This window comes from Cellulomonas sp. McL0606 (assembly GCF_058248365.1).
In genome coordinates this window covers 2504163-2517394 of the sequence record NZ_CM177779.1, presented here as the reverse complement: position 1 = coordinate 2517394, position 13232 = coordinate 2504163, and the positions used below count along the sequence as shown (strand labels likewise).

Sequence of the window (13232 nt, the reverse complement as noted above, 5' to 3'; positions counted from 1 at the left end):
TCGGCACGAACAAGGAAGCCTTCTCCATGAGGACACCCACGAGGAGCACGGTCGCGCTCGTTTCCGGAGCATCCGTCGTCGCAGCACTGGCCGCGTGCTCGGACGGAACGCCGTCGCATCCCGCCGGCCCGTCGACGGCGGCGGTCGCAGGCGGTGCCACGATCACCGAGGCCGAGCCGACGGCGGCGGACCCGTCGGCGTCGGGCTACACGGACGGGACCTACACGGCCGCAGGGTCGTACCAGTCGCCGCAGGGCAGGGAGTCGATCGAGGTCTCGGTGAAGCTCTCCGGCGGGGTGATCACCGCGGTCGAGGTCGAACCGAAGGCGACGAACCCCACGTCGGCGCAATACCAGCACGACTTCGCCTCCGGCATCGCCGAGGCCGTCGTCGGGAAGAAGATCACCGACGCGGACGTCGACGTCGTCTCGGGCTCCTCCCTCACGTCGGAGGGCTTCAACGCGGCGCTCGCCGAGATCGCGGCCGATGCGAAGGCCTGAGGCGTCGTTCGACGCCATCGGCACGCGGTGGTCGATCTATCTCGACGGCCCGCTCGACGTCGCCACGCTGTCGCGCGTCCGACGACGGATCGAGGCCTACGACGCCGTCTGGTCGCGGTTCCGCCCGGACTCGCTGGTCAGCACGATGGCGCGCGAGGCCGGCACGTATCGGCTCCCGCCTGAGGCCGCACCCCTGTTGGACCTCTACGCGCTGCTCGCGCGCGTCACCGACGGAGCGGTGTCGCCGCTGGTCGGCCGCAGCCTCGTGCGCCTCGGGTACGACGGCGACTACACGCTGCGCCCGTCGGGCGCGCCCGAGCCGGCGCCGACGTGGGACGACGTGGTCGAGCGCGACGGCGACGTGCTGGTGCTCCGAGAGCCCGTGCTGCTGGACGTCGGCGCCGCGGGCAAGGGGCAGCTGGTCGATCTCGTCGCTGACGAGCTGGTGGACTGCGGGATCGACCGGTACGTCGTCGACGCCGGCGGCGACCTGGTGCACCGCGGCGGCCCGGCGTTCCGGGTGGCGCTGCAGCAGCCGGGCGACCCGGCTCGCGCGATCGGGGTGGTGGAGCTCGCCGACGCGGCGCTGTGCGGCTCCGCCGTGGACCGTCGGGCCTGGGGTGACGGGCTGCACCACGTGCTCGATGCGCGCACGGGCCTGCCGGCGTCGGACGTCGTGGCCACCTGGGTGGTGGCCGAGAGCGCGATGCTGGCGGACGGGCTGGCGACGGCGCACTTCTTTGCCGATGCCGACCGGCTCGAGGCCGTGATCCGCCACACGTACGCGCGCCTCGGCGCGGACGGCCGGTTGCGGTACTCCCTGGGCCTGCCCGCAGAGGTGTTCGTATGAGCGGGTTCCTCGGCAGGGCGACCACCTACCGCGTCATGACGTGGACGCTGGGCGCGATCCTGCTGTCGGCCATCCTGCTGGCGCTGGCCGGCTCGATCTCGCAGGACCCGCTCGCCATCTTCCTGTTCGCGGTCGTGGCCGTGCTGGTCAGCGTGCTGACGAGCCGGCTGTGCGGCGCCCTGTGGCGGACTCGCGTGCACGCTGAGTCCTCGGTGATCACCGGGCTGATCCTGGCGCTCCTGTTCTGGCCGCAGCTCAACGTCACCTCGTTCCTCACGCTGGCCGGTGCCGCCGTCGTGGCGAGCCTGTCCAAGTTCGTCCTCGCCGTGCGGGCGCGGCACGTGCTCAACCCGGCGGCGGCCGGGGCGCTGATCGGCGGACTCGTCGCCGTGCCGTTCGGCGGGTTCCCGGCGGCGTGGTGGGTCGCGACGCCCACCGTGCTGCCGATCGTCGCCCTCGCCGGGCTCGTCGTGGTGCTGCGGACCGGTCGCGGGCTCCTCGTGGCCACGGCCGTGCTGGCGTCGCTCGCGGTCCTGGTCCCGCGGCTGCTGCACGCCGGGGCGTCGCCGGTCGAGGCCGTGACGAGCCCCTTCCAGTCGTACCCGATCGTGTTCGCCGCCTGCTTCATGCTCACCGAGCCGCTGACCCTGCCGCCGCGACGTCGCCAGCAGCTCGTCGAGGCGGCGCTGGTCGGCGCGCTCACATTCGTGCCGTTCACCGTCGGGCACCTGTACAACTCGCCCGAGCTGGCGCTCGTGGTGGGCAACGTCCTCGCGTTCACCGTCGGGCAGCGCAGGGCCGTGCTCCTGCGCGTGCAGGGTCATCGCACCGTGGCGCCGGGCGTCCGGGAGGTGGCGTTCGCCCCGCAGAACCGGATGCGGTTCGAGGCGGGCCAGTGGATCGAGCTGCACGTGCCGCACGCGGACGCCGACTCCCGGGGCTCGCGGCGCGTGTTCTCGGTGGCTCGGGCTCCGGGCGGCGAGACCGACGTCGCGGTGGCGTTCCGGCTCTCGGAGCAGCCGAGCACGTTCAAGGCGGCGCTCAGCGCCGTGCCCGAGGGGACCCTGGTGCGGGTCACCGCCGTCGGCGGCGACTTCCTCCTCCCGCGCGACGCGTCCGTGCCGCTGCTGCTGGTCGCCGGTGGGATCGGGATCACGCCCTTCGTGAGCCACCTGGCGGCCGTCGCGGGCTCGGACGACCGGCGCGACGTCGTCGTGGTGCTCCTGCTGAACCCCGGCGATCCGCCCGCGTACCCCGACGTGCTCGTCGCGTCCGGGGCCCGGGTCGTCGTCGTGTCACCGACGCTCGCGGACGACCTGCCGACCGGCTGGGCGCACGTCCCGGCGCCGCTCCTCGACCCCGAGGTCCTGCGCAGCCACGTCCCGGACCTCACCACCCGGGTCGCCTACGTCTCCGGCTCACCGGGCATGGTCGACGCGACGCGCCGGGTGCTGCGGGGGTCCGGTGTGCGCCGCATCAGGACCGACGCGTTCAGCGGGTACTGAATCAGCGAGCGGTCCTGAGGATCAGACCGACGCGACGACCAGCGCGACGTTGTGGCCGCCGAACCCGAACGAGTTGTTCACGGCGCCGATCTGGCCGTCACGCAGCGGGCGCGGCTTGTCGCGGACCAGGTCCAGGACGAGCTCGGGGTCGGGGTTCTCGACGTTGATCGTCGGCGGCGCCTGACGCTCGACCAGCGCCAGCACGGTGAAGATCGTCTCCAGCGCGCCCGCGCCGCCGAGCAGGTGGCCGGTCATCGACTTGGTCGCCGACAGCGCGACGTGGTCGGCCTCGGCGCCGAGGAGGCCGCGGATCGACCGAGCCTCGATCAGGTCGCCGACGACCGTCGACGTCGCGTGCGCGTTGACGTGCACGATGTCGGTCCGGGCGATGCCCGACTCTTCGAGGGCGGCCTCCATGGCGCGGATCTGCCCGTCGCCGGACGGCTCGGGGGAGGTGATGTGGTAGCCGTCCGCGGACAGGCCGACGCCGGCGATGCGCGCGTACACGCGGGCGCCCCGGGCGGCCGCGTGCTCGGCGCTCTCCAGGATGACGACGCCGGCGCCCTCGCCGATGACGAAGCCGTCCCGGTCGACGTCGTAGGGGCGTGACGCGCCCTCGGGGTCGTCGTTGCGCAGGGAGAGGGTGCGCGACGCGGCGAACGCGGCGACGGGCATCGGGTGGATCGACGCCTCCGTGCCGCCGGCGATGACGACGTCGGCGCGGCCGGTGCGGATCATGTCGGCGGCGTACCCGATCGCCTCGGCGCCCGAGGCGCAGGCGGACACGAGCGCGTGCGCGCCGGCGCGGGCACCGAACTCCAGCGAGACGTACGCCGTGGGGGAGTTGGGCATGAGCATGGGGACGGTCATGGGCAGGACGCGGCGGGCGCCGCCGTCGGGGCTCCCCAGGAAGCTCTCCCACGCGTCGAGGATCGTCTGGATGCCGCCGATGCCGGACGACACGACCGACCCGAGCCGGTCACCGTCCACCTCGGGTGCGCCGGCGTCGGCCCACGCCTCGCGCGCCGCGATGATCGCGTACTGCGCAGACGGGTCCATCTTCTTCTGCTCGGGACGGGTCAGGACCTCGCTCGGGTCGACCTTGATCGTCGCGGCGAACTCGACCGGGATGCCGAAGCGTCCGGCCCGCTCGAACCAGGCGTCGTCGAAGCGCCGTGCGCCGGACTCGCCGTTCAGCGCGGCGGCCCAGGTGCTGGCCACGTCCCCACCCAGCGGGGTGGTCGCGCCCAGTCCCGTGACGACGACATCAGGTACGTGGCTCATCGGTGCTCCAGATCGGGTACTCGGGGATCAGGGGTGGACCGTCCGAGCGGCACGAGACGCGCCGCCCGGACGGACCGGTGGGGACAGGCTCAGGCCTGCGCACCCGCGATGAAGGTGACGGCGTCGCCGACGGTCGCGAGGTTCTTGACCTCGTCGTCCGGGATGGTGACCTCGAACTTCTCCTCGGCCAGCGTGACGATCGTCATCATCGACAGGGAGTCGATGTCGAGGTCGTCGGTGAAGGACTTCTCGGGCAGGACGGAGTCCGTCGGAAGCCCGGTCTCCTCGCTGACGATCTCGGCCAGGCCGGCCAGGATCTCCTGCTCGCTGTACGCCATCGGTGTCTCCTCGTGTCGGGTCGTGCTGTGTGGGGTCGGACGAACGGTACAGCGGGGGCCGTACCGACAGCTGGGTTCAGGGCAGGACCACGACCTGCGCGGCGTACACCAGGCCGGCTCCGAAACCGATCTGGAGGGCGAGCGCACCGCTGGACACCTGGCCCTCGCGGAGCAGGCGCTCGGTCGCCAGCGGGATCGACGCCGCCGAGGTGTTGCCCGTGTCGGCGATGTCCCGGCCGATGACGACGCTCTCCGGGAAGCTCAGGGTCTTGATCATCTGGTCGATGATGCGCATGTTGGCCTGGTGCGGGATGAACGCCTCGATCTGATCGGCGGTCACGCCCGCGGCGTCCATGGCCTTCTGCGCGACGGGAGCCATCTGCCAGACGGCCCACTTGAAGACGCTCTGGCCCTCCTGGCGCAGCGTCGGCCAGCCGAGGCCCTCGTCGCGGGTGGCCAGCCACGAGTGGGTCTGGCGGATGGCCTGGGCCTGTCCGCCGTCAGAACCCCAGATCGTCGGGCCGATGCCGGGCGTGTCCGACGGGCCGATCACGACCGCGCCGGCGCCGTCGCCGAGCAGGAACGAGATCGTGCGGTCGGTCGGGTCGATGAACTCGCTCATCTTCTCGGCGCCGATGACCAGCACGTTGCGGGCGGTCCCGGCCCGGACCAGTGCGTCCGCCTGGCCGATGCCGTAGCAGTAGCCGGCGCACGCCGCGGAGATGTCGAACGCGGCCGCCGGGGAGGCGCCGATGCGGTCGGCGATGATCGCGGCGCCCGCGGGCGTCTGGTTGAAGTAGGTGACGGTCGACAGGATCACGACGTCGATGTCGGCGCCGGTGAGCCCGGCATCCTTCAGCGCGAGGATGGCGGCCTCCTCGGCGAGGTCGAGCACGTCCGTGCCCGCCGACGCGCGGCGGCGCGTCACGATGCCGGTCCGCTGCTGGATCCACTCGTCGGAGGAGTCGATCGGGCCGGCGATGTCGTCGTTGGTGACGACGTTCTCGCCGCGGACGCCGCCGAGGCCGAGGATGCGGGTGTGCGCCGGTCCGGTGGCCTGCGTGAGGGTGGGACGGGTCACGACGGGTTCTCCTGCAGGGTCTCGGGGCTTCCGGCGTGCCGACGGATGAGGTCGCGTGCGGCGTCCAGGTCGGCGGGGGTCTTGACGGCAACGGTCTCGACCCCGGGCAGCGTACGCCGCGCCAGACCCGTGAGCACTCCGCCGGGCGCCACCTCGAGCAGCCCGGTGACCCCGAGCTCCTGCAGCCTGGCCTGGCAGAGGTCCCAACGGACCGGGTTGGCCACCTGCGCGACGATGAGCTCGAGGGCCCGAGCACCGGAGGCCGCGACCGACCCGTCGGAGTTGGTCAGCAGCGGCACCATCGGCTCGCCGGGCGTCACGTCGTCCGCGGCGGCTCGCAGCTCCGCGACGGCGGGTGCCATGTGCTCGGTGTGGAACGCGCCGGCCACCTGCAGCGTGATCACGCGAGCCTTGGTCGGCGGGGCGGCGGCGAACGCGGCCAGCGCGTCGAGCGTGCCCGCGGCGACCACCTGGCCGCCGCCGTTGACGTTCGCGGGCACGAGACCGTGCTGCGCCAGGAGCGCGAGGACCTCGTCGGGGTCGCCGCCCAGGACGGCGCTCATGCCGGTCGGCGTGGCGGCGGCGGCGCGGGCCATGGCGGCCCCGCGGACCGTGACCAGGCGCAGGGCCTCGTCGTCGGTCAGCACGCCCGCGATCGCGGCCGCCGCCAGCTCGCCGACCGAGTGACCGGCGGTCGCGCCGAGCAGCGGTTGTGCCGCGAGAGCGAGCGGTGCGTCGGCATCGAGGTCGAGAACCGCGCGCAGGCTGGCCAACGCCGAGGCGACCAGCAGCGGCTGGGCGACGGCCGTGTCGCGGATGGTGTCCGCGTCGGACGTGGTGCCGTGGGCGACCAGGTCGAGACCCGTCGTGCGTGACGCCCGCGCGATGGACTCGGCGACGGACGGCAGCTCGAGCCACGGGGCGAGCATGCCGGGGGACTGGGCGCCCTGACCGGGGCAGACGACGACGAGCACGCTCTCAACCTTGCCTTCCCGCCGCCGTGCCTCTCGGTCACGGCGGGCACCAACCTTCTGGGACGCCCTTGTGCCTCTCCTACAAAGAGCCGGCCGCCGCGTCGAGCCGGCCGAGGGCCAGCGCGGTCTGCAGGACGTACGACTCTCGGGCGTCCAGCGGATCCCATCCGGTGACGTCGGCGACCCGTCGCAGGCGGTATCGGACCGTGTTGGGGTGCACGTACAGGGTGCGTGCGGCGGCCTCCAGCGAGCGTCCCGTCCCGAGGTAGGCCGAGAGGGTCTCGAGCAGGGATCCCTGGCTGGCGGCCAGGGGCGCGAACGCCTGCGCGACGAGCGTCCGGCGGGCGGTCTCGTCGCCGATCAGCACCCGTTCGGGCAACAGCTCGTCGGCCTGCACGGGACGCGGTGCGTGCTCCCACGCGGGCGCCGCGAGCAGTCCCGACAGCGCGGCGCGGGCCGACCGGGCCGAGTCGGTGAGGTCGCCGACGACGGGTCCGATCACGACGGGACCAGGCCCGAACCGCGGCAGCAGGGTCGCGGCCGCGGCGCGCAGGTCGCCCTCGCCGCCCAGGAACACCACCAGGCGGTCGCCCTGGATGCCGACGAGCGCGTCGTCCGCCGCGCGGCGGGTCGCCCGGCGGGCTCGGCGGCGCGGACGTCGTCGAGCGCGGACGTCGTCGTGCCCACCATGACGAGCGTCGACCCTCGTCCGCTCCACCCCAGCGCGGCGATGCGCGACCGCAGCGCGTCGTCCGCGTCCCCCCGGACCAGGGCGTCCACGACGAGGGCCTCGAGCCGCGCATCCCAGGCTCCACGCATCTCCGCGGCTCGGGCGTAGACCTCCGCGGCGGAGAACGCGACCTCCCGGGAGTACCGCAGGACGGCCTCGCGAACCTCCCGCTCGTCGCCCGGCGCGGCCAGGCGGTCGCTGTTGGTCTCGACCACGTCGACCACCACGCGCACCAGCTGGAGGGTGTGCTGCAGGGAGATCGACCGGGTCAGCTCGGGCGGTGCGGTGGCGAAGATGTCGCCCACGCCGTGCGGAGGGCGGGTCGGCTCGGCGAACCAGGTGACGAACGCGGTGATCCCGGCCTGCGCGATGAGCCCGACCCACGAGCGGTCCTCCGCCGGCAGCTGGCGGTACCACTCCAGGTCCTCGTCCAGCCGCCGCATGGCGGCCGCCGACAGCAGTCCCGCTCCCTCGCGGACGCGACGCTGGGTCTCCGGACCGCCGCGCGGCTCGAGCACGGCGGTCGCCGGCGTGCGGACCCGGGCCGGCGCCGTGCGACGCGGCCGGGCGGGCGGCGGGGAGGTCTGGGGAGCAGGCCCGTCGAGGGTGCTGGACATGGGGCGAGCATAGGGTGCCTATTGTGGGAAGTCGACAAACGCCGGTCGGCGCGCACCGTGTCGGCGACGTCGTCGCCCGGTGTGGTTCGTCCCTTACGGATAAGGTCGCTGCATGGCACTCCTGCCCCGCCTGCGTCAGTTGATGCGACGGCCGTCGTCGGCGTCGCGGGTTGGCGCGCGCCGTCCGACCAGTGTCGCGCGGCGCGGTGACACCCTCCACGAGGACGCCCTACGGTCGATGCTGAGCGACGATCCGAACAACGAACGGGCGTTCGTCGCGCTCGCCGAGATCGTCCGTCGCCGCGCCGCGGAGTCGACCGTCGCCGACGACGACCCGTTGGCGGCACCGTCCGACGAGGTGGAGCGTCAGCGCGCGGCGGACCTCGCGGTCTGGTCGCTGGGCGAGGAGCTCGCGGGCAACCCACGCGCCTGGTACCCGCTGATCGAGGTCGCCCGGCTGTCGGTGCTCGACGACCGCGAGGGCACCCTGCGCCGCCTGACGACGGCGGCAGAGCGGGACCCGTCCGGCAAGGCTCTCGTCGAGGCGCTGGCCTTGCTGCGGGACGCCGACCTGCCCGTCGACGCGATCGGGCTGGGCGTCGGGCACTGGCGCCCTCGGGAGCACGACCCCGAGGTGGCTCGCCAGCTCGTGCTCGCGTCCGTGGAGGCGGGCCGGCCGCTGGAGGCCAAGCAGCACATCGCGGCTCTCGACCTGTACCCAGACCAGAAGGCGGTCGCGGACCTGAAGAGCGAGCTGGCCCGCGAGCTGGCGCACGCCGAGCAGAACATCCCCGGCACCTGACCGGAAGCAGACCGTACGACGAAGGCCCGGGCAGCGATCGTCCCGGGCCTTCGTCGTTTCGTCAGATCGTCAGCTGTCGCCGCCGGCGTTACCGGACGTACCGGCGTTGACGTCGTGCAGGCGGTAGCGCTCGATGGCCTGCGCGGGCGCGTCGTGGCCGACCGCACCCGTGCGAGCCAGCTGCTGCAGCACGCGGACCACCGTCGACGGGCCGTCGATCTTGAAGTGCCGCCGGGCCGCCGCGCGGGTGTCCGAGAACCCGAAGCCGTCGGCGCCGAGCGTCGCGTACGTGCCGGGGATCCAGGCACGGACCTGGTCGGCGACGAGGTGGTCGTAGTCCGTCGTCGCCACGAACGGACCCTCCGCCCCCTGCAGCTTCTGCGTGAGGTACGGGACGCGCTCCTCCTCGCCGGGGTGCAGGTACGCCCGCTGGTCGGCGGCCAGGCCGTCGCGACGCAGCTCGTTCCAGCTGGTCACCGACCAGACCGCCGCCTGGACGCCCCAGTCGTCGGCGAGCAGCTTCTTGGCCTCCAGGGCCCACGGGATCGCGACGCCCGAGGCGAGGATCTGGGCGCGCGGTCCGTCGCCCTCGATCGGCGAGATCAGGTGGATGCCTCGCAGGATCCCCTCGACGTCGACGTCCTCCGGCTCGGCCGGCTGCGGCATCGGCTCGTTGTAGACGGTGAGGTAGTAGATGACGTCGCGGTCGCGACCGCCGGCGTCGCCGTACATGCGCTCGATGCCGTCGCGCACGATGTGCCGGATCTCGTACCCGTAGGCCGGGTCGTAGTGCACGACGTGCGACATGGTCCCGGCGAGCAGCGGCGAGTGACCGTCGGCGTGCTGCAGACCCTCGCCGGTCAGCGTCGTGCGGCCGGCCGTGGCGCCGATCAGGAAGCCGCGCGCCATCTGGTCGCCTGCCGCCCAGAACTGGTCGCCGGTCCGCTGGAAACCGAACATCGAGTAGTAGAAGTAGAAAGGGATCAGCGGCTCGCCGTGCGTGGCGTAGGACGTGCCGACCGCCTGGAACGCGGAGGCGGACCCGGCCTCGTTGATGCCCGTGTGCATGATCTGGCCGGACTCGGACTCCTTGTAGGAGAGCATCAGCTCGCGGTCCACGGCCATGTAGTTCTGGCCGTTCGTGTTGAAGATCTTCGCGCTCGGGAAGATCGAGTCGAGACCGAACGTGCGCGCCTCGTCGGGGATGATCGGCACGAGACGGTGGCCGAAGCCCTTGTCCCGGACGAGGTCCTTGAACAGCCGCACGAGCGCCTGGGTGGTCGCGACCTCTTGGTGCCCGGACCCCTTGGCCAGGCCCTCGTAGACCTTGTCGTCGGGCAGGTCCAGCGGCTTGTGGGCCGTCCGGCGCTCGGGCACGAACCCGCCCAGCTGACGACGACGCTCCAGCAGGTACTGGATGCCCTCGTCGTCGGTGCCGGGGTGGTAGTACGGCGGCAGGTACGGGTCGGCGTCGATCTGCTCGTCCGTGATCGGGATGTGCAGCGAGTCGCGCAGCGTCTTGAGGTCGTCGCCCTTGAGCTTCTTCATCTGGTGCGTGGCGTTGCGGCCGGCGAACCCGGAGCCAAGGCCGTAGCCCTTGATGGTGTGCGCCAGGATGACCGTCGGCTGGCCCGTGTGCTCACGGGCGGCCTTGTAGGCGGCGTAGATCTTGCGGTAGTCGTGCCCGCCGCGCTTGAGCGCCCAGATCTCGTCGTCCGTCATCTTCTCGACGAGCGCCTTGGTCCGCGGGTCGCGGCCGAAGAAGTTCTCGCGGATGAACGCGCCGTCCTCGGCTCGGTACGTCTGGAAGTCGCCGTCCGGCGTGGTGTTCATGAGGTTGACCAGCGCGCGGTCCTTGTCGGCGTTGAGCAGGGCGTCCCACTCGCGGCCCCAGACGACCTTGATGACGTTCCAGCCGGCGCCGCGGAACTGCGCCTCGAGCTCCTGGATGATCTTGCCGTTGCCGCGCACCGGGCCGTCGAGACGCTGCAGGTTGCAGTTGACCACGAACGTCAGGTTGTCCAGGCCCTGCTGGCCGGCCAGCTGGAGCATGCCGCGCGACTCGGGCTCGTCCATCTCGCCGTCGCCGAGGAACGCCCAGACGTCCTGCTGGCTCGTGTCCTTGATGCCCCGCAGGTGCAGGTAGCGGTTCGTCCACGCCTGGTAGATGGCCGCCGACGGGCCGAGGCCCATCGACACGGTCGGGAACTCCCACAGCTCCGGCGCGAGGCGCGGGTGCGGGTACGACGGCAGTCCGCCGCCGGGGTGCGACAGCTCCTGGCGGAACCCGTCGAGCTGGTGCTCCGACAGGCGTCCCTCGAGGTACGCGCGGGCGTAGACGCCGGGGGAGGCGTGACCCTGGAAGTAGACCTGGTCACCGCCGCCCGGGTGGTCCTTGCCGCGGAAGAAGTGGTTGAGGCCGACCTCGGTCAGCGTCGCGACCGACGCGTACGACGAGATGTGCCCGCCGACCGCGATGCCGGGCCGCTGCGCACGCGTCACCATGACGGCGGCGTTCCAGCGGATCCACGACCGGTACCGGCGCTCGAGCGCCTCGTCGCCGGGGAAGTACGGCTCGTCGTCCACCGCGATGGTGTTGACGTACGGCGTGTTGAGCGAGGCCGGGATGGCCACGTTCCGCTGGCGCGCGTGCCGCAGCATGCTGAGCAGCACATAGCGCGCGCGAGGGCCGCCCTTCTCGTCGATGAGTCCGTCGAGGGACTCCACCCACTCGCCGGTCTCCTCCGGATCGATGTCCGGGACCTGGCTGAGCAGGCCGCCGATGAGCGGTCCCGTCTCGTCGATCGAAGCCACCTGCGCTCCTTGCGTCTCGTCAGCGCGCACGAGCCCGGTCGGCATCGGCGGCGCATCTGTGCCCGGCCCCGTCGAGCGCGCCTGGGTGGGCGACGTGACGGGGTACGGGGTAGTGCCCCCATTCTCTGACCCCGAGGGCCCGAAAGTCACACCGAGTGCCCAGAACCCTCACGTGACGTCCATGACACAGGAGGTGCACCCGCGCCCCCGACCTCGTGTCTTGCCGGGCCGCGCACGGGTGCGGTGGGCTACGGTTTGGCATCAGGAAGCGTCGCCCCGGCCTGGGGCGAGCGAGGGAAGGGATCGGTCAGGACGTGTCATCCACCACGGACGACGCCTCGAACGTGGCGTCTCGTCTGGGTTTCGCCGCTGGACAGGTGATCCAGGAGTTCGGGTACGACGACGACGTCGACGACACCCTGCGGTCCGGGCTCGAGGACATCACCGGCACCGAGCTGGTCGACGAGGACTACGACGACGTCACCGACGGCGCGGTGATCTGGTTCCGGCAGGACGACGGCGACCTGACCGACGCGCTGGTCGACGCCCTCACCGTGCTCGACGACAACGGGCCGATCTGGGTGCTCACCCCGAAGGCGGGTCGCACGGGCCACGTCTCGCACAGTGACATCGAGGAAGCCGCGACGACCTCGGGGCTGCACGCCATGAGCACGCTGTCGATCGCCGCCGACTGGTCCGCCACCCGGCTCGCCGCCAGAGGCCGCGGTCGCTGACCGTTGTTAGGGTCGCCGGATGGCGACTCCGACCGTCGGCGATCTCGCGCCCGACTTCTCCCTGCTCGACACGCACGGCACGCCCGTGACCCTCGGCGGTCTGCGCGGCGGCCCCACCGTGATCGTGTTCGTACCGTTCGCGTTCTCCGGCACGTGCACCGGCGAGTTCTGCGAGCTGCGCGACAACATCACGGAGTTCGAGCAGGCCGGCGTGCACGTCGCGGTCGTGTCGTGCGATCCCAAGCACGCCCTGCGCGCATGGGCCGCGCAGGAGGGCTTCGGCTTCGACCTGCTGTCGGACTTCTGGCCGCACGGTGAGGTCGCGCGCGCCTACGGGGTGTTCGACGAGGCCAAGGGCTTCGCGGTACGCGGCAGCTTCCTGGTCGACGGCGCCGGGATCCTGCGGTGGTCCGTCGTGAACCCGCCCGGCAAGGCACGCGACTTCGCGTCCTACCGCGCGGCGATCGCGGACCTGGCCGCCTGAGGTCCCCGGTAGGCTGAGCGACCGTCATCTGTCAGGGCCTGTCGCTGAGCTGGTCAGAGCGCCGCGCTTACACCGCGGAGGTCGCCGGTTCGAAACCGGCCGGGCCCACCGTCGTCCTTCGTCCGGAGGTCGGGCACGCCGGGCGGCCGCCCGCCGATGCCTCGCGGACCGGCTCGCTGGCCTATTGTCCGCACCATGCCCGTCGTCTCCGCGCTGACCGTCTTCCCCGTGAAGTCGTTCGCCGGGACCCCGTTGTCGAGCATGACGGTCGGCGTCGCCGGGCCGCGCGCCGACCGGCGGTGGATGCTCGTCGGAGACGACGGCGTGACCCTGACGGCGCGCAAGTTCCCGCGGATGCTGGCCGCGCACGCGCGGCCGCTCGACGGCGGCGTTGAGCTGTCCGGCGCGGGCCTGCCGACGATCGTCGTGCCCGAGCCGAGCGGTCCGGCGGACGTGCCGGTCGAGATGTCGCGCGTGGGGACCGCGACGCCGGCGGGTGCCGAGGCGGCGGCGTGGTGC

11 protein-coding genes, 1 tRNA gene and 2 pseudogenes are annotated in these 13232 nt (G+C 72.5%); 8 read left to right on the top strand and 6 right to left on the bottom strand.

Annotated elements, in window-relative coordinates; all coding sequences use genetic code 11:
* Window positions 1–26 precede the first annotated feature (26 nt).
* Genes AC38ZX_RS12875 through AC38ZX_RS12865 form a run of 3 tightly spaced genes read left to right on the top strand, consistent with a single transcriptional unit; the run spans window position 27 to window position 2855 of the window.
* Window positions 27–500 (top strand): FMN-binding protein, encoded by a 474-nt coding sequence (locus AC38ZX_RS12875; protein WP_491294656.1) that lies wholly within the window; start codon window positions 27–29, stop codon window positions 498–500.
* A complete protein-coding gene (locus AC38ZX_RS12870) occupies window positions 487–1350 on the top strand; it encodes an FAD:protein FMN transferase (protein ID WP_491294653.1) in 864 nt (287 codons plus the stop codon). Before AC38ZX_RS12875 ends, AC38ZX_RS12870 begins: the two co-directional genes overlap by 14 nt.
* Window positions 1347–2855: an FAD-dependent oxidoreductase gene (locus AC38ZX_RS12865; protein ID WP_491294651.1), complete on the top strand. Its 1509-nt coding sequence runs from the start codon at window positions 1347–1349 to the stop codon at window positions 2853–2855. Before AC38ZX_RS12870 ends, AC38ZX_RS12865 begins: the two co-directional genes overlap by 4 nt.
* A gap of 21 nt (window positions 2856–2876) precedes the next feature.
* On the opposite strand, the gene AC38ZX_RS12860 is transcribed toward AC38ZX_RS12865, so the two are convergent.
* From AC38ZX_RS12860 to AC38ZX_RS12840, 5 genes and pseudogenes are all read right to left on the bottom strand, one after another.
* A complete protein-coding gene (locus AC38ZX_RS12860; RefSeq protein ID WP_491294650.1) occupies window positions 2877–4139 on the bottom strand; it encodes a beta-ketoacyl-[acyl-carrier-protein] synthase family protein in 1263 nt (420 codons plus the stop codon).
* Between the two features lie 89 nt (window positions 4140–4228).
* Window positions 4229–4477 (bottom strand): acyl carrier protein, encoded by a 249-nt coding sequence (locus AC38ZX_RS12855; protein ID WP_028046583.1) that lies wholly within the window; start codon window positions 4475–4477, stop codon window positions 4229–4231.
* Window positions 4478–4553: 76 nt separating this feature from the next.
* Entirely contained in the window at window positions 4554–5558 is a 1005-nt protein-coding gene (locus tag AC38ZX_RS12850) for a beta-ketoacyl-ACP synthase III (protein ID WP_491294646.1), read from the bottom strand.
* Window positions 5555–6532 (bottom strand): ACP S-malonyltransferase, encoded by a 978-nt coding sequence (locus AC38ZX_RS12845; protein ID WP_491294644.1) that lies wholly within the window; start codon window positions 6530–6532, stop codon window positions 5555–5557. Before AC38ZX_RS12845 ends, AC38ZX_RS12850 begins: the two co-directional genes overlap by 4 nt.
* A gap of 79 nt (window positions 6533–6611) precedes the next feature.
* Window positions 6612–7879: pseudogene (locus AC38ZX_RS12840) on the bottom strand (PucR family transcriptional regulator).
* A gap of 238 nt (window positions 7880–8117) precedes the next feature.
* Between AC38ZX_RS12840 and AC38ZX_RS12835 the strand changes: the two are divergent.
* Window positions 8118–8681 carry a hypothetical protein gene (locus AC38ZX_RS12835; RefSeq protein WP_426592325.1) on the top strand — a complete coding sequence of 188 codons (564 nt, stop codon included), beginning with the start codon at window positions 8118–8120 and terminating at the stop codon, window positions 8679–8681.
* Window positions 8682–8750: 69 nt separating this feature from the next.
* Here AC38ZX_RS12835 and aceE read toward each other — a convergent pair whose 3' ends face one another.
* The gene (aceE, locus tag AC38ZX_RS12830; protein ID WP_426592324.1) at window positions 8751–11495 is read right to left on the bottom strand and encodes a pyruvate dehydrogenase (acetyl-transferring), homodimeric type; all 2745 of its coding nucleotides are present in this window, start codon (window positions 11493–11495) and stop codon (window positions 8751–8753) included.
* Between the two features lie 314 nt (window positions 11496–11809).
* Here aceE and AC38ZX_RS12825 point away from each other — a divergent pair, with 314 nt between their 5' ends.
* The 4 genes and pseudogenes from AC38ZX_RS12825 to AC38ZX_RS12810 all read left to right on the top strand — a co-directional run.
* Window positions 11810–12229: a DUF3052 domain-containing protein gene (locus AC38ZX_RS12825; protein WP_426592323.1), complete on the top strand. Its 420-nt coding sequence runs from the start codon at window positions 11810–11812 to the stop codon at window positions 12227–12229.
* A 19-nt stretch (window positions 12230–12248) separates the two neighbouring features.
* The gene (locus AC38ZX_RS12820; RefSeq protein ID WP_491294639.1) at window positions 12249–12713 is read left to right on the top strand and encodes a peroxiredoxin; all 465 of its coding nucleotides are present in this window, start codon (window positions 12249–12251) and stop codon (window positions 12711–12713) included.
* 34 nt (window positions 12714–12747) lie between these two features.
* A tRNA-Val gene (locus AC38ZX_RS12815) sits at window positions 12748–12821 on the top strand.
* A 48-nt stretch (window positions 12822–12869) separates the two neighbouring features.
* Window positions 12870–13175: pseudogene (locus AC38ZX_RS12810) on the top strand (MOSC N-terminal beta barrel domain-containing protein); the annotation flags it as partial.
* Between the last annotated feature and the right edge of the window lie 57 nt (window positions 13176–13232).